Origin of the sequence: Shewanella sp. AC34-MNA-CIBAN-0136 (genome assembly GCF_040309945.1) — a bacterium.
Lineage (GTDB): Bacteria > Pseudomonadota > Gammaproteobacteria > Enterobacterales > Shewanellaceae > Shewanella.
The window spans coordinates 165,574-186,216 of record NZ_JBEOPJ010000009.1; the positions used below are offsets into that span (position 1 = coordinate 165,574).

22 protein-coding genes, 1 tRNA gene and 1 pseudogene are annotated in these 20,643 nt (G+C 41.1%); 17 read left to right on the forward strand and 7 right to left on the reverse strand.

Translation table 11 applies throughout. The features are described 5' to 3' along the window. Positions 1-203 precede the first annotated feature (203 nt). Positions 204-2,462: a bifunctional diguanylate cyclase/phosphodiesterase gene (locus tag AAEY94_RS11270; RefSeq protein WP_350978847.1), complete on the forward strand. Its 2,259-nt coding sequence runs from the start codon at positions 204-206 to the stop codon at positions 2,460-2,462. 98 nt (positions 2,463-2,560) lie between these two features. Here AAEY94_RS11270 and ald read toward each other — a convergent pair whose 3' ends face one another. Further along, positions 2,561-3,676, reverse strand: coding sequence for an alanine dehydrogenase (ald, locus tag AAEY94_RS11275; RefSeq protein WP_101087653.1), 1,116 nt, complete (start codon positions 3,674-3,676; stop codon positions 2,561-2,563). 182 nt (positions 3,677-3,858) lie between these two features. Between ald and lrp the strand changes: the two genes are divergently transcribed. From lrp to serS, 6 genes are all read left to right on the forward strand, one after another. Then, on the forward strand, positions 3,859-4,356 hold the full coding sequence (lrp, locus tag AAEY94_RS11280) for a leucine-responsive transcriptional regulator Lrp (RefSeq protein ID WP_101087629.1): 498 nt from the start codon (positions 3,859-3,861) through the stop codon (positions 4,354-4,356). A 273-nt stretch (positions 4,357-4,629) separates the two neighbouring features. Beyond that, positions 4,630-7,287 carry a DNA translocase FtsK gene (locus tag AAEY94_RS11285; RefSeq protein WP_335692158.1) on the forward strand — a complete coding sequence of 886 codons (2,658 nt, stop codon included), beginning with the start codon at positions 4,630-4,632 and terminating at the stop codon, positions 7,285-7,287. Between the two features lie 2 nt (positions 7,288-7,289). Continuing rightward, the gene (gene lolA, locus AAEY94_RS11290) at positions 7,290-7,934 is read left to right on the forward strand and encodes an outer membrane lipoprotein periplasmic chaperone LolA (protein WP_350978867.1); all 645 of its coding nucleotides are present in this window, start codon (positions 7,290-7,292) and stop codon (positions 7,932-7,934) included. Positions 7,935-7,942: 8 nt separating this feature from the next. After that, complete coding sequence (locus tag AAEY94_RS11295; RefSeq protein ID WP_335692157.1) at positions 7,943-9,274, forward strand: replication-associated recombination protein A; 1,332 nt, start codon at positions 7,943-7,945, stop codon at positions 9,272-9,274. Beyond that, positions 9,267-9,641 (forward strand): fluoride efflux transporter CrcB, encoded by a 375-nt coding sequence (gene crcB / locus AAEY94_RS11300; protein ID WP_101087633.1) that lies wholly within the window; start codon positions 9,267-9,269, stop codon positions 9,639-9,641. The genes AAEY94_RS11295 and crcB overlap by 8 nt, the downstream gene beginning before the upstream one ends. Positions 9,642-9,659: 18 nt before the next feature. Next, on the forward strand, positions 9,660-10,946 hold the full coding sequence (gene serS, locus AAEY94_RS11305; RefSeq protein WP_101087634.1) for a serine--tRNA ligase: 1,287 nt from the start codon (positions 9,660-9,662) through the stop codon (positions 10,944-10,946). A gap of 504 nt (positions 10,947-11,450) precedes the next feature. On the opposite strand, the gene AAEY94_RS11310 is transcribed toward serS, so the two are convergent. The 6 genes from AAEY94_RS11310 to punR all read right to left on the reverse strand — a co-directional run bounded on the left by AAEY94_RS11310 (position 11,451) and on the right by punR (position 14,698). After that, positions 11,451-11,789 carry a TusE/DsrC/DsvC family sulfur relay protein gene (locus tag AAEY94_RS11310; RefSeq protein ID WP_101087635.1) on the reverse strand — a complete coding sequence of 113 codons (339 nt, stop codon included), beginning with the start codon at positions 11,787-11,789 and terminating at the stop codon, positions 11,451-11,453. Next, complete coding sequence (gene tusB / locus AAEY94_RS11315; protein WP_162022963.1) at positions 11,783-12,091, reverse strand: sulfurtransferase complex subunit TusB; 309 nt, start codon at positions 12,089-12,091, stop codon at positions 11,783-11,785. Before tusB ends, AAEY94_RS11310 begins: the two co-directional genes overlap by 7 nt. Further along, complete coding sequence (gene tusC, locus AAEY94_RS11320; RefSeq protein ID WP_162022964.1) at positions 12,088-12,444, reverse strand: sulfurtransferase complex subunit TusC; 357 nt, start codon at positions 12,442-12,444, stop codon at positions 12,088-12,090. The genes tusB and tusC overlap by 4 nt, the downstream gene beginning before the upstream one ends. Positions 12,445-12,463: 19 nt before the next feature. Continuing rightward, positions 12,464-12,853 carry a sulfurtransferase complex subunit TusD gene (gene tusD, locus AAEY94_RS11325; RefSeq protein ID WP_350978851.1) on the reverse strand — a complete coding sequence of 130 codons (390 nt, stop codon included), beginning with the start codon at positions 12,851-12,853 and terminating at the stop codon, positions 12,464-12,466. Between the two features lie 65 nt (positions 12,854-12,918). Further along, on the reverse strand, positions 12,919-13,578 hold the full coding sequence (locus AAEY94_RS11330) for a Bax inhibitor-1/YccA family protein (RefSeq protein ID WP_350978853.1): 660 nt from the start codon (positions 13,576-13,578) through the stop codon (positions 12,919-12,921). 217 nt (positions 13,579-13,795) lie between these two features. Next, positions 13,796-14,698: a DNA-binding transcriptional activator PunR gene (punR, locus tag AAEY94_RS11335; RefSeq protein ID WP_192116054.1), complete on the reverse strand. Its 903-nt coding sequence runs from the start codon at positions 14,696-14,698 to the stop codon at positions 13,796-13,798. A 339-nt stretch (positions 14,699-15,037) separates the two neighbouring features. Here punR and AAEY94_RS11340 point away from each other — a divergent pair. The 10 genes and pseudogenes from AAEY94_RS11340 (at position 15,038) to AAEY94_RS11385 (ending at position 20,208) form a co-directional block, all read left to right on the forward strand. Continuing rightward, a tRNA-Ser gene (locus AAEY94_RS11340) sits at positions 15,038-15,127 on the forward strand. Positions 15,128-15,281: 154 nt separating this feature from the next. After that, a pseudogene (locus AAEY94_RS11345) lies at positions 15,282-15,506 on the forward strand (transposase); the annotation flags it as partial. A 251-nt stretch (positions 15,507-15,757) separates the two neighbouring features. Continuing rightward, positions 15,758-15,985, forward strand: coding sequence for a hypothetical protein (locus AAEY94_RS11350; protein WP_157822819.1), 228 nt, complete (start codon positions 15,758-15,760; stop codon positions 15,983-15,985). A 221-nt stretch (positions 15,986-16,206) separates the two neighbouring features. After that, positions 16,207-16,557, forward strand: a complete 351-nt coding sequence (locus AAEY94_RS11355; RefSeq protein ID WP_101087642.1) for a hypothetical protein — start codon at positions 16,207-16,209, stop codon at positions 16,555-16,557. Positions 16,558-16,594: 37 nt separating this feature from the next. Continuing rightward, positions 16,595-16,939, forward strand: coding sequence for an energy transducer TonB family protein (locus AAEY94_RS11360; protein WP_101087643.1), 345 nt, complete (start codon positions 16,595-16,597; stop codon positions 16,937-16,939). Between the two features lie 83 nt (positions 16,940-17,022). Then, positions 17,023-17,289 carry a hypothetical protein gene (locus tag AAEY94_RS11365; protein WP_101087644.1) on the forward strand — a complete coding sequence of 89 codons (267 nt, stop codon included), beginning with the start codon at positions 17,023-17,025 and terminating at the stop codon, positions 17,287-17,289. A gap of 267 nt (positions 17,290-17,556) precedes the next feature. Continuing rightward, positions 17,557-17,811, forward strand: coding sequence for a hypothetical protein (locus tag AAEY94_RS11370; protein ID WP_350978857.1), 255 nt, complete (start codon positions 17,557-17,559; stop codon positions 17,809-17,811). A gap of 94 nt (positions 17,812-17,905) precedes the next feature. Next, the gene (locus tag AAEY94_RS11375; protein ID WP_335692154.1) at positions 17,906-18,883 is read left to right on the forward strand and encodes a transposase; all 978 of its coding nucleotides are present in this window, start codon (positions 17,906-17,908) and stop codon (positions 18,881-18,883) included. Between the two features lie 275 nt (positions 18,884-19,158). After that, positions 19,159-19,704: a hypothetical protein gene (locus tag AAEY94_RS11380; RefSeq protein ID WP_101087473.1), complete on the forward strand. Its 546-nt coding sequence runs from the start codon at positions 19,159-19,161 to the stop codon at positions 19,702-19,704. 150 nt (positions 19,705-19,854) lie between these two features. Beyond that, positions 19,855-20,208, forward strand: coding sequence for a hypothetical protein (locus AAEY94_RS11385; RefSeq protein WP_101087472.1), 354 nt, complete (start codon positions 19,855-19,857; stop codon positions 20,206-20,208). Positions 20,209-20,643 lie beyond the last annotated feature (435 nt).

The following is a 20,643-nucleotide window of genomic DNA, read 5'->3' on the forward strand; positions in this document are numbered from 1 at the left end:
TTTATATTCATTAAATTGATGGTGAGTAACATAAAAACAGTGCATTTATTTGCACTGTTTTTATTTATGGATAAATTTTGCTCGTTAAACTGAGTGTTTTGAATTAATTTACGTTAAGACATTGATTAAGTTCTCACAAATGCATAATCTTATTCATATTAGAAATATCTATTTTTAAGCATTCGCCGTAATAATGGAGCGTTATGGATATAGGACCGCATATCAATAAATTCATAGAAGATACAGACCAACATGATTTTCGTGAATCGAGTATCGAGCGATACAGTACAATACTCGATATGGTATTGCAGGGCCTACCATTAGGCGAAATGCTTCATGCCTTAGTATTATTGATAGAAGCACAAAAAATTGGTACTCGTGCATCAGTGCTTTTATTGAGTGATGACGGTAAACGGTTATTCTCGGGTGCGGCTCCTAATCTTCCTGAAGAATATAACAATGCGATTAACGGCATCGAGATTGGCGTTGATGTGGGCTCTTGTGGCGCCGCCGCATATACTTGTGAAAGAGTCATTGTTGAAGACATTGAACATCATCCTAATTGGAAAGACTTTAAAGCATTACCTTTAAAAGCCGGACTAAAATCGTGTTGGTCTGAACCGATAAAAGACAGTAATCAAAAAGTACTGGGTACTTTTGCCATGTACTATGACACGATTAAATCGCCGTCCAAGCAAGATTTGCACCTAATACTAGAAGCGGCACGTTTGGCCAGTTTAGCCATTGAACGAAGCCGCGGAATGCATATTCAACGGTTAAGTAGCAAGATTTTTAACAGTTTGCCTATTGCGTTAGTTATCACCAGTGAAGATAACTCGGTGTTATCAGCCAATCCAATTTTTAAATCCTTAACATCTACCTATTACGCCAATCTTAAATTATTTGATGTTCATCGTTTTTTGAGTCACTCCCAACAAGATGTAGTAGCAGATTTATTTGAGCATTTAAAGCGCGGACACCCTTGGCAAGGGGAGTTAAAAGGTCTTAAAACCGACAATGATATTATTGATATCTCGCTTAATGTGACCGTTATTCGGGATAGTTTTACGCAACAGAATTGTTTTGCATGGTTAATTACCGATATTTCCGCCCGTAAAAACGCTGAAAAAATGATTAACTTTCAATCCAACTACGATCAACTTACCGGATTGTCGAACCGTAAATACTTGTTTGAAAGTCTACAAGCTATGATCGATTCAGAAGACAGCGTAAACGGTTGTAAGCAAGACTTTAGCTTGATGCTGATGGACATCGACCATTTTAAACAAATTAACGACACCCTCGGACATGATAACGGTGATCTTGTATTGAAATTTGTCGCGCAGCGCTTACTGAGTGCCATTCCTGATAATGTCCTTATTGCGCGTATTGCGGCCGATGAATTTGCATTAGTTTTACCGGGTAAAATGTGTACCGAGTCATTAATTAGTCTTTTTGATGATCTAACGGATGAGTTGAAAAAGCTTTTTATTGTTGGCGGTCAAGATGTCATGTTATCCATGAGTACTGGCCTTGCTCGTTATCCACACGATGCTGATAATGTGGAACAAATATTAAATTGCGCCACGCAAGCTATGTACAACGCAAAATCTCGAGGTCGTAATTGTCTGCAGTTCTTTAATCAGCAGATCCAAAAAGATGCAGAAAGACATGCAGAATTGTACTTACACCTTAAGTCTGCATTGAGCCAGAATGAATTTGAACTGTATTATCAACCCATTGTGAATCCGTTTAGTGGCCAAATCATTAAAGCTGAAGTGTTATTGCGCTGGATACATGATGGTCAATTTATTTCGCCTGATGAGTTTATTCCTATTGCAGAAGAGTCTGGTTTAATTGTTCAAATCGGTGAGTGGGTGAGAACACAAGCAATAACCAGTATCATCGCATTGCAGAAAAGTGGTTATGCCATTCCATTTTCAATTAATGTGTCGACGATTGAATTTTGGACGACCGATCTACAACAACGATTTTTACGCTATTTTGATGACCTTTCACAGTTGTTAGGTGGTAGCCAGATCCCGTATCAGCTGATCACTTTAGAAATCACCGAATCATTAATGATGAAACAACAATCATCGATTAGCCAATTATTAACAGAACTTCGGCATCGTGGAATGAAAATTTCAGTTGATGATTTTGGTACTGGCTATTCATCTTTATCTTATTTGGCAAACTTCCCTGTGGATCAAGTTAAAATTGATAAATCCTTTATCCAGAAAATTTCATTGGGTGCGCGACATGAAGCGTTGATTGAAGCTATTGTCAGTATGAGCCGAGCATTAGATCTGTCAATTGTCGCTGAAGGTGTTGAAACTGAAGTTGAATTAGATTTTATCAAAAAACAGAGTATTGAAGCGGTGCAAGGATATTATTTTTATAAACCTATGCCAAAAGCTGACTTCTTTGCATTATTGGCGAAACAATCTCGTATCTTTTGATATCAGTGTTTAATATTCGCGCTTAATAAACATAAAAAATGCCGCATTTATTAATGCGGCATTTTTATTGAATAAAGTTAATTCAATGACTTACTCATTTAAGCAAGCATGCTTTTTGGTTCAGTGAACTCAAGGTTCAACGCTTCTGCCACTTCTTTACAGACTACTTTACCGTGCATTACGTTTAAGCCATTTAATAAATGTTTGTCATTTAATAATGCTTGTTTGTAACCTTGGTTAGCTAACTTGATAATGTAAGGTAGTGTTGCATTGTTTAATGCAAATGTAGAAGTACGCGCTACTGCACCTGGCATGTTAGCCACACAGTAATGTACTACGTCATCAACAATGTAAGTTGGGTCTTGGTGAGTGGTAGCGTGCGATGTTTCAACACAACCACCTTGGTCAATTGCAACGTCAACAATTGCACTGCCTGGTTTCATGCGCTTAACCATGTCACGAGTGATTAATTTTGGCGCTGCAGCACCTGGAACTAATACACCGCCAATTACAAGGTCAGCTTCTAATACGTGACGCTCAATAGCATCAGCTGTTGAGTAAATGGCTTTAACCGCTGAACCAAACTGAACGTTTAGGCGACGTAATGCATCGATGCTGCGATCTAAAACAACAACATCAGCACCCATACCAACAGCCATTTGCGCTGCGTTTGTACCAACCATACCGCCACCAATGATGACCACTTTAGCTGGCTCAACACCTGGAACACCACCAAGCAACATACCACGGCCGCCTAATGATTTTTCAAGTGCGCGAGCTCCTGCTTGGATTGACATGCGGCCAGCCACTTCTGACATTGGTGCAAGTAATGGTAATCCGCCGCGGTCATCTGTTACGGTTTCGTAAGCAATACAAACAGCGCCACTGGTGATTAATTCTTCAGTTTGCGGCAAATCTGGTGCAAGGTGCAAATAAGTGAATAAAATCTGGTCGTGACGTAACATTGCACGTTCAACTGCTTGTGGCTCTTTAACTTTTACAATCATGTCTGATTTAGCAAACACTTCAGCTGCTGTAGCTAAAATCGAGGCGCCCGCATCCATATAGTCTTGATCGGTAAAACCAATACCCACACCCGCATCTGATTGAACATAAACAACGTGACCTTTTATGGTTAATTCACGTACGCTTGAAGGAACCATGCCTACACGGTATTCGTGGTTTTTGATTTCTGTTGGAACACCAATAATCATTATTTGAGCCTCGATTGACATAAAAAACCCCACTTCAAGTGGGTATAGTTGTTATTAATTGTGACCTGAACGTGCTTATTTCAGGTGACTCTAGTATAGTGCTGCTTTAGCAGATTATGTTGCTGAATTTCGATAATTAATAGGCAGAAGTGTTGTTTTAAGGACAAAACAAGGTTGAATATATGGCAAATAGTAAAAGCTTTTCAGTGAAAGATTTAGACCGCATTGATCGTAATATCTTAAATGAACTTCAACAGGATGGTCGCATATCAAATGTTGAACTATCTAAACGAGTCGGCTTAAGTCCTACACCGTGTTTAGAAAGAGTAAAAAGGCTTGAGAAACAAGGTTTTATTAGCGGTTATACTGCGTTGGTTAATCCACATTTTCTCGGTGCTTCTTTATTAGTCTTTGTTGAGATCACTCTAAATCGTGACACTCCAGACATTTTTGACCGCTTTAACCGTGCTGTACAATTGCTTGATGACATCCAAGAATGCCATTTGGTCTCTGGTGATTTTGACTACTTATTAAAGACTCGAGTGTCAGATATGTCTGCATATCGGCGATTACTAGGTGAAACCTTACTGAAACTGCCATCCATTTCAGACACTCGTACTTATGTAGTGATGGAGGAGGTTAAACAAACCAATAAGGTTGCGTTATACAACCTAGGGTAATCTCACTAACTTAATCGCCTATCCCGTTTTTAGAGCCGGAATGATGAATTATAGATGACTGTTGTTGCCTATGTTCATCTTTTTCGCTAACTAAACATTTTTTGTATATAAAATCATCATCTTGACTACCATCATCAATGCTTTTATGTTTCTTGATTAATTCGACATAACAATCGATTGAGCTTGATTAATTCAAGGTGCATAATCACTGCAAATACAGTGATATTCTGTTATCTTAACCCTTATTTTTCACTTTTTTATGGATGCTTTCGTTTGACTCAGGAAAATAGTCTTAAAACACTCAGTGGCCTACAAAGGCTACTTGAAGGTGGTCTTATATTATGTTGCATGGTTGCAACCTATATTCTATTGGCATTATCCAGTTTCAATCCAAGTGACCCTGGCTGGAGTCAGTCGCATTTCCAAGGTGAGATACACAACTGGACTGGTGCTGTAGGTGCTTGGACAGCAGATGTGTTGTTTTATTTCTTCGGGTTCATCGCTTTTTTAATTCCCATGATTATAGCCACAACCGGTTGGTTTATTTTTAATCGCGCGCATCGAGTGTTCGAAATAGATTATTTTTCTGTTGGCCTAAGAATCATTGGTTTTATTCTGATGTTGCTGGCGTTAGCTGCGCTGGTCAGTATGAATGCCGAGAATATGTTTGTGTTTTCAGCCGGTGGTGTTGCAGGTGACGTTATTGGTCAAGCCATGTTGCCGTATTTTAATAAGCTCGGCACCACATTACTATTAATGTGTTTTATTGGTGCAGGCTTCACCTTAGCGACAGGCGTGAGTTGGTTAACCATTATTGAGTTAACGGGTTTAGGTTCTATCTGGTTAGCTAAGAAAATATGGACATTGCCACGATTATTTAAACGTGAACGTGAGACCGAAGATACCAAAGGTTTTATGTCATTAGTGGATAAGTTTACCCAACGCCGTAATGAAATTGATCTACAAAATGAACCCTCACTGGATAAGCCAAGCAAATCGGCAGTCAAAGTGCCAATTCATATTAAGCCAGCAATAGAGACGCCACCTATTGTTGAGAAAAAACGCAGTTTCTTTAGCCGCAAGGCTAAACCTGCTGAAGATATTAACGTATCAGACAATGATGACGATGAATTTGATATAGATGATCGCCAAGAACCGTCGATGCAACTCGATAATGACGACACACCTTTTGCACCTTGGGTCGCGACTAAAGATGATGTCGATTTTGATATTGATGACGACAATGATGATGGCGTTAATGATAGCCCTGCAATTAATAATCTAGATATCGCAGATGAACCTTTTGAGGAAGCATTTAATAAGCCTCATTCAACAGGGGCATTAGTCGCTCAGCAAAAGCCGAAAAAAGATGTCCGAATTGTGGATGGCGTTGTGGTAATTGATGGCCAAACCCCTCAACAAGCGCGTCAAAAAATGGATCCGCTACCGAGCATTACCTTACTTGATGTTCCAGATCGTAAGAAAAACCCCATAAGTGAAGCTGAATTACAGCAAGTTGCTCGATTGGTTGAAACAAAACTGGCCGACTTTAACATTATCGCCAATGTAGTAGGGGTGTATCCTGGACCTGTGATTACTCGTTTTGAACTTGAATTAGCTCCAGGGGTTAAAGCGTCTAAAATCACCAATTTATCGAAAGATTTAGCCCGTTCATTATTATCTGAAAACGTGCGTGTAGTTGAAGTTATTCCAGGTAAAGCTTATGTAGGCTTAGAATTGCCGAACAAGTTCCGTGAAACCGTGTTTATGCGCGATGTACTCGATTCTGCCGCGTTTAAAGACAGCAAATCGACATTGTCTATGGTGTTAGGACAAGACATTGCCGGTGAGCCTGTGGTCGTTGATTTAGGCAAAATGCCGCATTTATTAGTTGCTGGTACAACGGGTTCTGGTAAATCGGTCGGTGTGAATGCGATGATCACCAGTTTGTTGTATAAATCGGGCCCAGATGATGTCCGCTTTATTATGATTGACCCTAAGATGCTCGAATTGTCGGTGTATGAAGGTATTCCACATTTATTGTGTGAAGTGGTTACCGACATGAAAGAAGCAGCCAATGCACTGCGATGGTGTGTAGGTGAAATGGAACGCCGATATAAATTAATGTCGGCATTAGGTGTGCGTAACCTTAAAGGCTACAACTTTAAAATTAAAGAAGCAGCCGCCAAAGGGGAGTACATTCCCGATCCATTATGGAAGTCTTCTGAAAGCATGCTAGACGATGCGCCACCATTAGAAAAACTGCCTTCTATTGTGGTGGTCGTCGATGAATTTGCTGACATGATCATGATTGTTGGTAAGAAAGTAGAAGAACTCATTGCCCGTATCGCGCAAAAAGCGCGTGCGGCAGGTATTCACTTAATATTAGCGACACAGCGTCCATCGGTTGATGTGATCACTGGCTTGATTAAAGCTAACATTCCAACCCGTATTGCGTTCCAAGTGTCGTCACGAATTGACTCTCGTACCATTCTTGATCAACAGGGCGCAGAAACCCTATTAGGCATGGGCGATATGCTGTATTTACCTCCAGGAACCGGTTTGCCAAATCGTGTTCATGGGGCGTTTATTGATGATCATGAAGTGCATAAAGTCGTAGCCGATTGGTGTGCTCGTGGTAAGCCACAATATATTGAAGAAATTCTTAATGGTGCTACAGATGGTGAACAAGTACTGTTACCCGGTGAAACCTCCGATAGCGAAGAAGAGTTGGATGCGTTATATGATGACGCTGTAGCATTTGTTACCGAAACTCGCCGCGGCTCCATATCTAGCGTACAACGTAAATTTAAAATTGGTTACAATCGCGCCGCCCGCATTATTGAAATGATGGAAAGCCAAGGTATTGTGACAGCCCAAGGCCACAATGGTAATCGTGAAGTGTTGGCTCCGCCACCACCGAGGAATTAATGATGAATAAACGTATTACAGTGTTAAGCCTATTATTAGCCACAAGTTTAAGCAGCGTTGCCGCAATGGCCGATGACGCAACCGAATTACGCGCTAAGCTATCTAATATAGACAGCTTGCATGCGACATTTACCCAACAAGTGACTGACATTAACAGTAAGCCTATTCAAACCGGCAGCGGGGTGTTTGCACTTGCGTATCCGAATCAATTTTACTGGCATTTAACTCAGCCAGACGAATCATTAATTGTGGCTGATGGCGCTAATTTGTGGATTTATAATCCTTTTGCGGAAGAAGTGACTGTGATGGATGTTGCTCAAGCCGTTGATGCATCACCTATGGCCTTGTTAGTGCATCGAGACGAAGCGACATGGGCTAAGTATTCTGTCACTAAGCGTGCCGTAAGCGGAAAATCAAGCTGTTTTGATATTCAACCTAAAAAACTTAACAGCAATGTCGTTGCCGTGAGTGTGTGTTTTGACGCGAGCCAGTTAGTTAAATTTAACTTGACTGACGAGCAAGGCAACCTCAGTCAATTTGCGTTAACTCAGCAACGTAAAGTAAAAGATAATGAGACAAACATATTTAAGTTTGCCGTACCTGATAACGTTGATATTGACGATCAACGTTTAAAGCAAACAAACTAGGTTGTTTGATGGCTAATTTAGGTTTTGATTTTGCACCAGATTTTCGCCCCTTGGCCGCTCGCATGCGCCCAAGGGACATTAGTGAATACATAGGTCAGGCACACTTATTAGGTGAAGGTAAACCTCTGCGTAAAGCGCTAGAGGCTAATCGAGCACACTCGATGTTACTTTGGGGCCCGCCTGGTACGGGGAAAACCACCTTAGCTGAGTTAATTGCCCATTATGCCAATGCCCATGTTGAACGTATTTCTGCGGTAACGTCAGGCGTAAAAGACATTCGCGCCGCAATAGAACAAGCTAAAGCCATTGCCCAAAGTCGTGGTCAACGAACCTTATTATTTGTCGACGAAGTTCATCGGTTTAATAAAAGTCAGCAAGATGCATTTTTACCTTTTATTGAAGACGGTACGGTTATTTTCATTGGTGCCACCACCGAAAATCCCTCATTTGAAATCAATAACGCTTTATTGTCGCGTGCGCGAGTTTACCTTATAAATCGACTAAGCTCTGACGAAATAAGCTTAATTGTCACTCAAGCATTAGCTGATGTTGAACGTGGTTTGGGCAAACGCCAATTAACATTACCTGCAGATGTAGCCAAGCAATTGGCCGACATTAGTGATGGTGACGCACGTAAAGCGCTTAATTTGCTTGAGTTAATGAGCGATTTAGTGGCTGATGCTGGCGCGTTTACCACCGAGATGCTGACGCAAGTTGCCGGACACCAAGCTGCGGGTTACGATAAAAATGGCGATCAATTTTACGATTTAATTTCTGCTGTACATAAGTCTGTGCGGGGCTCTGCGCCGGATGCCGCTTTGTATTGGTATTGCCGTATTTTAGAAGGTGGCGGTGATGCTTTGTATGTTGCTCGCCGCTTATTAGCGATTGCCTCAGAAGACATTGGTAATGCCGACCCAGTAGCCATGACCGTTGCACTTAATGCGTGGGATTGTTATCACCGCATTGGCCCTGCAGAAGGTGAACGAGCGATAGCGCAAGCAGTATTATATTTAGCCAGTGCTCCTAAAAGTAATGCTGTTTATAGTGCATTTGGTGCTGCTCGCGAGTTAGCCAAACAAACCGGACACGAACCTGTGCCCAACCATTTACGTAATGCGCCAACCAAACTGATGAAAGACATCGGCTTTGGTAAGGAGTATCGTTATGCACATAATGAACCTGGTGCTTATGCTGCTGGCGAAAATTACTTTCCAGAATCACTGCAACACAGTCAATTTTATCAACCCACTAACAGAGGTTTTGAAAAGCGCATTCAAGATAAATTGGCCCAATTAAACCAACTTGATCAACAAAGCGAGGACAAACGCTATGACTAATGTGTTCTTGGTGGCATTAGGTGGGTCGATTGGTGCAGTTTTACGCTATCTTCTGTCAATTTTTATGATCCAGGTATTTGGAAGCAGTTTTCCTTTTGGTACACTGTTAGTAAATCTATTGGGATCGTTTTTAATGGGCGTCGTTTATGCGCTAGGGCAATTGAGTCATATTAGCCCTGAAATTAAAGCGCTTATTGGCATTGGTCTATTAGGTGCATTAACGACGTTTTCGACTTTTTCGAATGAAACCTTACTGCTATTGCAAGAAGGCTTATGGCAGAAAGCTATTTTAAATGTGTTGTTGAATGTCACCTTATGCCTCTTTATGGTGTATTTAGGTCAACAGCTTATATTTTCACGTGTTTAACTAAAAAGAACTCACAACATGCTAGATCCAAAATTTTTGCGTAATGAACTGGAAATCACTGCCGAGCGTTTAGCCACTCGTGGCTTTATTCTTGATGTCGATAATTTGACCAAACTTGAAGAAAAGCGTAAATCGCTACAAGTTGCTACAGAAGACTTGCAAGCATCGCGTAACGCGATCTCTAAGTCGATTGGTCAAGCTAAAGCGCGCGGTGAAGATACCAGTTCCATTATGGCGCAAGTGGGTGATTTAGGTGCGCAGCTAGATGCAAAGAAAGCTGAGCTTGCTGAGTTGTTGCAACAAATCAATAGCATCGCCATGAGCATGCCAAATTTGCCAGACGAATCGGCTCCGGTAGGCGCTGATGAAAACGACAATGTTGAAGTGCGTCGTTGGGGCACCCCAAAGGTATTCGACTTTGAAGTGAAAGATCACTTAGATTTAGGCGAAGCACTAGGCGGTTTAGACTTTAAAAGCGCGGTTAAAATTACCGGTTCACGTTTTATTATCATGCGTGGTCAAATTGCCCGTTTAAATCGTGCCTTAGGTCAGTTTATGTTAGACCTACACACCACTGAACATGGCTATACAGAAACATACGTACCGTTATTGGTTAACGAAGACAGCTTGTTAGGCACAGGCCAATTACCTAAGTTTGGTGAAGATTTATTCCACACTAAACCGGCTACAGAAGAAGGCCAAGGTTTATCACTTATTCCAACTGCAGAAGTGCCATTAACTAACTATGTGCGCGATATGATCGTGGACGAAAGTGAACTGCCAATGAAAATGACGGCGTTAACGTCATGTTTCCGCAGTGAAGCGGGCTCTTATGGTCGTGATACTCGTGGTTTGATCCGTCAGCATCAATTTGACAAGGTTGAGTTAGTGCAAATTGCTCACCCAGATAATTCAATGCAAGCACTAGAAGAAATTACTGCCAATGCTGAAAAAGTATTACAGTTATTAAACTTACCGTACCGCACTATGGTGTTATGTACTGGTGATATGGGCTTTGGATCAAGTAAAACTTTTGATATCGAAGTGTGGTTACCAGCGCAAAATACTTACCGAGAAATTTCATCTTGTTCAAATATGAAAGATTTCCAAGCGCGAAGAATGCAAGCTAGATACCGTAGCAAAGTTGATAACAAACCTGCTTTATTGCACACCTTAAATGGTTCAGGTTTAGCGGTTGGCCGTACGTTAGTAGCAGTACTTGAGAACTATCAAAATCAAGATGGCACCATTACAGTACCTGAAGTATTACGTCCATACATGGGCGGTTTAAGTCTGATTGGTTAATGTTAAGCGCTAATTATAGTTGGCTAATTATAGTTAGCTAATATGATTGGCCAATTGATATAGTCCTAGCCGCAGTCCATTTTAGTGTGGCTAGGGTGTTAATTGTCAGTCTTGTGCAAGATAGAGCTTTAGGCATTCGTGGCCTTAAAAGACCTGTATGTTGTAGCGCGTTGAGTAACCCCGTAAATCGTGTTAATGGCGTTACCGTATCGCAGCACATATTTTATTTTTACGTTGTATTGGAAATTGTGTCACTCAGTTTGAGTTGGTCACATATTTATAAGGGTTGGTACAACCAGCAATGGGTTCAAGTCGGCGTGATAATCGTAGGCTTATCTACTTATCAGTTATCTTCTTTTTTATGTTGTTGGTAATTGTTCAACTAGCTCAAGCAGCATTTATAGTGATAGAAAATATATTTCCAAAATAACCTCAGTTAAGGTTAGCCATTTAAAAAGCCCGCTTAAGTTATCTTGAGCGGGCTTTTTTGTCAGCATTAATCAGCTATAAACATTTTGCTGGTTTGGGTAAGCCTGCAATTTTTGTTGCTTGTTTTGCTGGGCCAATCGGAAACAAGGTATATAAATATTTAGAATTACCTTTATCCGCACCTAAACGTTGACCGATAGCTTTGACCAGCACACGAATAGCTGGGCTGGTTTTGTACTCTAGATAAAAATCCCGCACAAACCGGATAACTTCCCAGTGTTGCTCGGTTAACTCAATGTTCTCTGTAGCGGCAATCGCAATTGCCATAGGTTCTTGCCAATCATTAACATTTTTTAAATAGCCTTGATGATCGGTTTCAATTTGTTGGCCATTAAATTCAAAAAAGTTTACCAAGTTATCACCTTATCGTGTAACAAAGATTGTTCAACAAATTGTGAATAATCAATAATATCAAAAGAGCCCGCAGCTTTATTGGCTAATATAATCATTAAGCGATCCGATAAGCCCCTGGCGACAACATCATCTTGTAGCACAAACAGAGCAATGTTTGCTAAACGCTGTTGCCACTGGGTTTGTAATAAACAATTCACTGCATCGCTAGACAATAAAATACTGTCTGTAGGGTGAATATAGCGTAAGCATGTACTTAAGGCGTCGTCAGTCATTACTGATGTTTGGATATGATGCAATATCAAAATACTAACACCTCATCAGCAGCTTGCAGGGTTTGACTAATCACCTCTGGAGTCGCCATCGTCGCGGCAATACTAAGGTCATTAGGCTGTAATCCTAATGTGAGCATTGATTCTGCACACACCAATACGGTATCAATATCGTAAAGAGAAAGCGCTTTAAATGCCGACACATAATCTTTAGATCCTGCTTGCTCAGGTGTTTGGCCTGCCAGCAAATGTAATACCGCTTCATTGGTAAATATAATACTCACTTGTTGTTCAAAGCTGGCACTGAGCATGGCAAAATCCAGCCCTTCACGGGTACTTGTGGTACCCAATGGTGCATGCCTAAACATAATTGCCAGTGATTTCATTGTCTATTCCACTCATACGTTAAAAGCTAATCAACCTGTCAGCTTGTTCAATACCGACCACTAATTCACCTAAACCGCCCATGGTAAATGCGTCACTGCTATTCCATTGTGGTTTGCCGTTTTCAGTTGCATCTTGCGCTGATAACACACCACGGCGCAGCGCTGCAGACACACAATTGGTTAGCGGTATTGAATGTTGTGATGACAATGATTGCCAATTGGAATGCATATCAATTTCGTCAGATGCAGGACAGGTGAGGGCATTACTGTTGGTTACGCCATCTTGATAGAAAAAGACGTTGATAATTTGATGGCCATTAGCTAATGCGCTTTGGCAAAATGATAACGCGCGAAAACTGGCTGTAGAGCCATAAACGCTGCCGTTTACTTGAATGATGAATTTGCTCATTATAAAAAAAATGACCCTAATGTAGGGTCATTTTAACGTAATTTGTCAATGAACTCTATCGACGATTAGTCGTCGCTGCCAATACCCATTAAATGTAGTAGGCTGATGAACAAGTTCAAAAAATCTAAGTACAATGAAATAGTCGCACGAACGTAGTTTGTTTCGCCGCCATTCACGATACGACTAGTGTCATATAGAATGAAACCTGTCATTAGCAACGCAATACCTGCATTCATTGCCATAAATAATATTGAGCTACCGACGAATATATTAATGACCATCGCACCAATCATCACTAATAAACCCGCAAATAAGAAGCCGCGCATAAATGAGAAGTCTTTCTTAGTGGTTAACGCATACGCTGAAAGCGACACGAAAATGATAGAGGTTAACCCTAAGGCCTGCATAATTAAGCCAGGGCCATTTGCCATACCAGCATAATGGCTAAGAATGTAACCGAGCGACGCACCTTGCATACCGGTAAAGGCAAACACCCAAAATATAGCGGCTGCACTGTCTGCTTTTTTAAGGGTCACAAATAATAACACTAAGCTACCAAGCGATAAGCCTATTGACATCATTGGACCAATGTTGATTGCCATGGCTAAACCTGCAGTAACAGCAGAGAATGCCAATGTCATTGCAAGCAGCATATAAGTGTTTTTTAGCATTTTGTTGACATCAGTAGTCGATAGACTAGGTGATATAACTGATTGTTGATTCATTATCGTCTCCAGGTGTTAACTCAATGATTTGCTCAACGAGAAAAATATCTTTCACAAAAATATATTTCACTCTGAAGCTAAATCCTTTTGTATAGCGTAAGCAATGTACATTAAACAAAAATTAATTCATAACAAACATCATCTTAATAGTCGCTAATTTAACATAAACGTTTGTATAAGTAATGTTATTAACAAAAACTTATTTTGCAAAAGTGGTTTAACTAAGCCACTCTTTTTTTAATTTTTCGGTATCGCCGAGATGATCTAATACCCACTGCATAGCAGGCGTCATATTGGCATTGTTCCAAGCTAAACAGCAGGCTGTGTCTTGCTTTGGGGCGGCAAGTTGTTTTTCTATTAGCGCGCCGGCTTTAATAAAAATATCGGCCAAATGATATGGCATGTAACCCACGCCTAAGCCTTCTCTAAAACAATTTATTGCTCTGATCCAATCAGGTACCACAATTCTGCGCTGGTTATTTAACAACCAATTTGGCCTATGGGCAATATTATGAGCCGTGTCTTGCAGGCAAATTGACGGATATTGTAATAATTCATCATCGGTTAACGCATGCTCTGCTTTGGCTAACGGGTGATTTTTACCCACTAAAAAAGACCACTGAATCATTCCCATATCGCGCGACTTGAAAGTACCACCAACAGGAATACTTGAGGTTGCTCCTATGGCGATATCGCTTTTACCCGTCGACAATGCTTCCCACACACCATTATAAACTTCTAGGCGAATAATCAATTCAATGTCGGTAAAATGGCGATAAAAATCAGCTATCAAGCCACTGATTTTGTCTGCGCGAACCATATTGTCAATCGCAATAGATAAAGAAGGGCGCCAGCCATTAGCCACTTTCTGGGTATCACGTTTAATGTTGTTCAATTTAGTCATTATCTCGCGCGACTGCGCCACAAAATGCTCACCCGCGGGCGTCAAACTGACACTGCGATGGTGACGCTCAAACAATATTACCCCTAAATCATCTTCAATCTGTTTAATGGCGTAACTCACCGCAGACGGTACTTTATTCAACTTATTGGCTGCGGCGGTAAAACTGCCCACACGGGCAACAATATCTATCATCTCGAATGCTTGTTCTGAAAGCATCTCGCTATCCTTGGCATTGGCAAAATTACTTGCAGTAAAGGTAAACATTAAGCCTAATCAAATCAAGCAAAGTCGCCGCTATCAGCTGTTTAATCACATTTTAAATGACAAAAATGGTCAGCTTAAGTTGATTAGCACAATTCAACTGCCGTTGAGCTCGTTTAAGAACACTTCAAGCCACATATTGTGTTCATCCTCAGTATAGAGGCTTAGCTGTTAGCGAATAATCCATATCGATACACCAATTACAGTTAACTTGAGTGTTTAATCACCACTTAACAAATTATTTGCAATTTACCCTTTACACAAAACAGTCATTGTCATATTATTCGCCCGCTCGGAGGGATGGCAGAGTGGTCGAATGCACCGGTCTTGAAAACCGGCAACGGTTTATCCCGTTCTAGGGTTCAAATCCCTATCCCTCCGCCACATTAAAATAAAAAGGCCCGCTATTTATAGCGGGCCTTTTTATTTGGCGAAAGATAGGACTTTGAACCCACGGGTTCCTCTTTATTACAAGCAAGCTATCCCTCCACAAGATTCAAGACTTAAGTCTTCGAAATTAAAACATGGTCATCCACTTCAACTGATTCGAGAAGATAAGCGTGGATCCATTAGCTCAAGCAACCATGAGATACTTAATAGGCTAAACATCCCCGCAGAGAATTGGCTTAAAATCACCACAGAGTTTGGTGCATTATTTAAAGGCGCTGTCGGAGCATTACCCGCATTAACTGAATATTGTGAACATTTAGACCGAAAACGACGACAAGGCGCTGCAAATTTTCAGCGCTGGCTGTGCGCTTAAGTCATCATCCCCACTTAAATTACAATTCACCTGACACTTGATAACTATCAAATTTTTCTGCTGTGCCGAATTTCTTTGATGACCATAAATCACTTATTTAACAATGATATTTTAGTTATATCGATTGAAATTGATGAGTTGAGTACATCGAGCGTAACCCTCGCCAAAGCCATGAAAACGAGTTATGTTACTTGTTCAAATAATGGGTGGCTTCGTTTTTCTTTTTCGATTTCGAAAAAATCGAAGGTGGTATGTACAGAAGTGTAACTGATGAAATCGCTGCAAAATTTTGTCTTGAGGTTGTTTCTAAGGAAGTTGCTGGCTTCGACGAGGTATTTCAGGACTTTAAAAGAGGCAATGAAGTTGTCGGCCTAGAGTGGGATAATTGGTCAGGTTACACTGTTGTAGCAAAAGGAATATCAGCAGAGCCATTGGTTCGTGAAATAGCGGGTTACATCAGTGCCACATTCAACTCATAACAAGGCGTGCAATGATCGCCCTTCGGGCTGGACAGCTTTAAGCGTGGCTTCGCCACAAAGCTGCCCATTCACTAGGCGTTATACGCGGGAGGATGCATAGCATGAGTTTTGGAAAAATACTTTTTGCGACATTGCTATTCGCTATTTTAGGCGGTTGCGACACGATATATGGTATTACTCGTTACTCATCCATTGGCTCTGTGCAACTTCCCATTTAGTGTATGGTAAAAGCGACAAAATCAGTTCAAGGAGTCTCTGATGTCGAGTACCGCTCAGAGGAGGGTGGCCGGGAATTAACTTTGAGTGGGATACAGCAACCAGAAGTGATTAGCAGGATTCTATATACCTATGATGGTTTAAATGGAAATTTCTATTTCCGAACTAACCATAAGGGTATTGTTGAATTTAATCATACCTACTTTGGTATTAATCGTCGTCCTCCTCAATCTGATATCGACAAAATCAGGCAGGTGATGCTGAAAATTGAAGACTCAATTACTCAACATTGCAAAATAGATATATCTACAAAAACAGTAGAAAAATGCATGGGAATTACATGTGGCGGCGTATAACAAGCGCAAGCAATCGGACTTGGTCAAGGTGGCCTCTATGAGATTTGTACTGTTAATTTCATTACTTTTCCCTTTTGTCGTAGGGGCAACTGATGTCATGCCTAATGAAGGAAATCTAGTTTATACCCCTAAACTCAATGAAGTTCTCGAATTGAAGATTTGGGCTAAAAATACTTCTAATGTCAGTGGCTTTGCCACTATAGAGTTTACCGTGGTGAAATCAGGCAAAGTGGAAGATGTTAACGTTATTGATGCTTACCCGGTAAGCTTAGGTTACGACTCAGTAGAGGCTATTAAGTTATGGCTATTTACTCCCGCGACAGTTAATGGAGAAGTGGTTAAAGTTACCAATAAGGCAACTTTTCATTTTCAGCAGAAATGACGTATAATAAACCAATTATTCCGACCTCAACTCGCTGCGCTCGTTTCGTCGGCATATTGGGGCGTTAGCTGTTTCGGATACGTATGAGTATTAACATTCAAACTTCGCCATTAATTGCTAAATTAGAGAGATACTTATCTGGTGAATTATCTCATGATGAAATATCAGAATATTCTTGGGCATTAGCGGATAAAGCACCTGATTCAATTCCAGAGGAAGACAAAGAGTATTGGTCTTGTGTTTTTTCAATTATACATCTTGCAGACGAGTCTCACTTCAAAGATGGATGTACTCAAAAAGAGTTAGGTGTACTATTGGAAAAGTTAAAAATAAACCAACACCTGCGATAAAACAGCTAACAAGAGACTATGGATTTCTTGACAAAAGATTATATAAATATTTAAATGTCATATATCGACTACGAATGTTCACTATCTGAGATGTGATTTTTCGATTAGTGATTGATTATAATGAATTTTAATTTTATTTTGTGTCTGATTGCTTGGGTTCAAATCCCTATCCCTCCGCCACATTAAATACAAAAAAAGCCGTTGATTATCAACGGCTTTTTTTGTTTCTGGCGTTTGAGGGGCTCTCCATAAGGATTGACTCAGACAATGTATCTTTATCGAGCACCCAACAATGTATACTTCACGCGTATCTGCTTAGCCAAATATTTACGCGACAAGGGCTTCCCTTTTGACGTAAAAGTCTCCTTACTGACTCGTGACAGAGCAGAAGCGGTCATCCGTAACATTGATGTTGCCGGAGCACTCAAAAAAATCATCAAGTCTATTGACCATCAAACGCGCATTAATGACTTTATTCGCTACGTCGATGACAAAACATGGCCACCCAACCCAACTAACTAAACATCATAACTAAACATGGCCACCCAACCCAACTGGTTAAATAGCAAGCACTCAACTAGGCTTAGTTACCTTTAACTCAGACAGGTAATCTAAGATGGCCAGACCAAGACAGACAATCGTTAGCCTGGAAGATACACCTTACTATCACTGCTGTTCTCGTGTGGTACGTAAGGCTTTTCTGTGTGGAATTGATCACTCAACAGGAGAGAACTTTGAGCATCGGCGTGAGTGGGTCGATTCACGCATTCTAGAGTTAGCGACCATCTTTGCTATTGATATCTGTGCTTATGCCGTGATGAGTAATCACTTACATGTGGTTATAAAAGTCGATGCTGACAAAGCAAAAAAGTGGTCAGATAAAGAAGTGCTAATTCAATGGCACAAGGGCTTTAAAGGTACGTTACTCACGCACAAATACCTAAAAGAGGAAGACCTTAACCAGTTTGAACTGCAAACCGTCAATCAATGCATTACCGAATACCGTAAACGCTTAATTGATATCAGTTGGTTTATGCGCTCACTCAGTGAGCCCATCGCCAGAATGGCCAACAAAGAAGATAAATGCACAGGGCGATTTTGGGAGGGTAGATTCAAATCACAGGCATTGCTTGATGAAGCTGCAGTATTAGCCTGTATGGCCTATGTCGATTTAAACCCTATCCGCGCTAAAATGGCAGCAACCCCCGAAACCTCAGATTACACCAGTATTCAGCGCCGTATCAATTCAGCAATGAAAGGAGAACAACCAGCAGAGCTATTACCGTTTGTGGGAAATGAAAGGCTCAATATGCCTAACGGGCTCATGTTCAGTGTAAAAGACTACATTGTATTGGTTGAAGATACCGGTCGGATAATTCGAGAAGATAAGCGTGGTGCCATTAGCTCAAGCAGCCAGGACATACTGAATAGACTCAACATCCCCGCAGATAATTGGCTTAAAATCACCACTGAATTTGGTGCATTATTTAAAGGCGCTGTCGGAGCATTACCCGCATTAACCGAATATTGTGAGCATTTAGAGCGAAAACGACGACAAGGCGCTGCAAATTGTCAGCGCTGGCTGTGCGCTTAAGCATTAATTCTTGAAAAACCACCATCTTCCTTATACTTGATTGATATCAAGATTTTCTGCTGTGCTGAATTTCTTAGATGACCATAAATCACTCATTTAACGATAATATTTTAGCCATATCGATAAAAATTGATGAGTTGATCACATCGATCGTAACCCTCGCCAAAGCCATGAAAACGAGTTATGTTATTTGTTCAAGAAATGGGTGGCATCGTTTTTACTAAAATTGGGCACCTAAATAACCTGCTAAGGCTGAATTCAACTCAAGGTGTTTTATGTTAACAACAGAACAGCAACAATCTATTTATCGCAGTGTCGGCATGCCTGTGGTTCAGGCCGCGATAGGTATCAACTTTGCCGGCAGGTATGCCAGCCTGCTGGCCCGTTTTCCCGAGCAGGCTGACCGTTTCAGTGATCAAGATAGGCTGCCGCTTGAGCGTAAAAAGGCCCTAGTCGATGGGCTAGGATTGCCGCTTCGCTATTACAAATCAGACGGTGGCTACTGGCGCTTGAATGAAAAAAAATACCCCCGTGAAGACATCAGCCTACAAGTGGAGATGATGCAGTGGGTAAAGTTCTCTTTCTCCATCAAGCCCGAGGGCTTGGATTACCGTGGTGGTTTTTATAAAAACATATATATTGCCCAGCGAATGCACGCCGGTGAGGTGTTAGACTTTCGTGAAGATTGGCTGAAACCCAATTCGCCTTGGTGTTACAGCGAGGCTGACTTTAGCATAGTGCTAACCGAATGCGCGGCACTGTTTAACGATTTAGTGGCCGAATTGCCGGCGGGCATCAGCGAAGGTTGGGGCCCTGATTAACCCCGCTGTGCGCAACCTACTGAACATTTAGGGCGTTAGCTTAAATTTAGCGCATTTTTTTGTTGGCCAAAAAAGTTAAGTTTAATCGTGATAGAGAAGCGCCGTGAATGACAGCAAGCGTAATTAATAACTGAAAATCGGAGAGCCATTATGGGTGTAGGCATGAGTTTCAGCGCCAAGCTGGAGTTAAATGAAGCACAAGAAACTGAGCTTGAAGCCATGACATTAAGGCATGAGCAAGCCACTAGCTTTCAATTTCAACTGCAAGAGTGCTGCGGGGAATCCTTAAGTTATGATTTGTTCGAGGGTGAATTTTCCGGCTATATCAAGTATCCGCTATCCCATGACCCATCGGATTGGAGTGACTTTGAAGGCATAGTGTTGGCCTGGCTGAGCGAAGTACGGCGCACCTTTGGTGGCGATGACTGGCAAGTTTATCGACAAGATGTTGAGCCGGTAGCCTGGATTGAAGCGTCGCAAAGCTACTACCACGATCCTTTGTAAGCCGCTCCTGTGGCGCAGTGAACTCAACGCTATGATGTTACGTTGTTTTCCCAGTTCAGATATCTTGAACGTGTGACTAATATTAAAGGCTTGGATTCAAATAGTAAGTGCATAACTTGAACAGGTAGAAAAAACGGTCAGCTGAATATATGCTAATCGCTTTTTCTCCGGCAAGAGATGCAACAATGAAAACATATAAACAACTGACCTATGAACAACGATGCCAGATTTATGCTTTAAGTAAAACAGATATTAGCCAAAATAAAATGGCCAAGTAACTGAATGTTAACCAATCAACCATTAGCATAACTAAACATCATAACTAAACATGGCCACCCAACCCAACTGGTTAAATAGCAAGCACTCAACTAGGCTTAGTTACCTTTAACTCAGACAGGTAATCTAAGATGGCCAGACCAAGACAGACAATCGTTA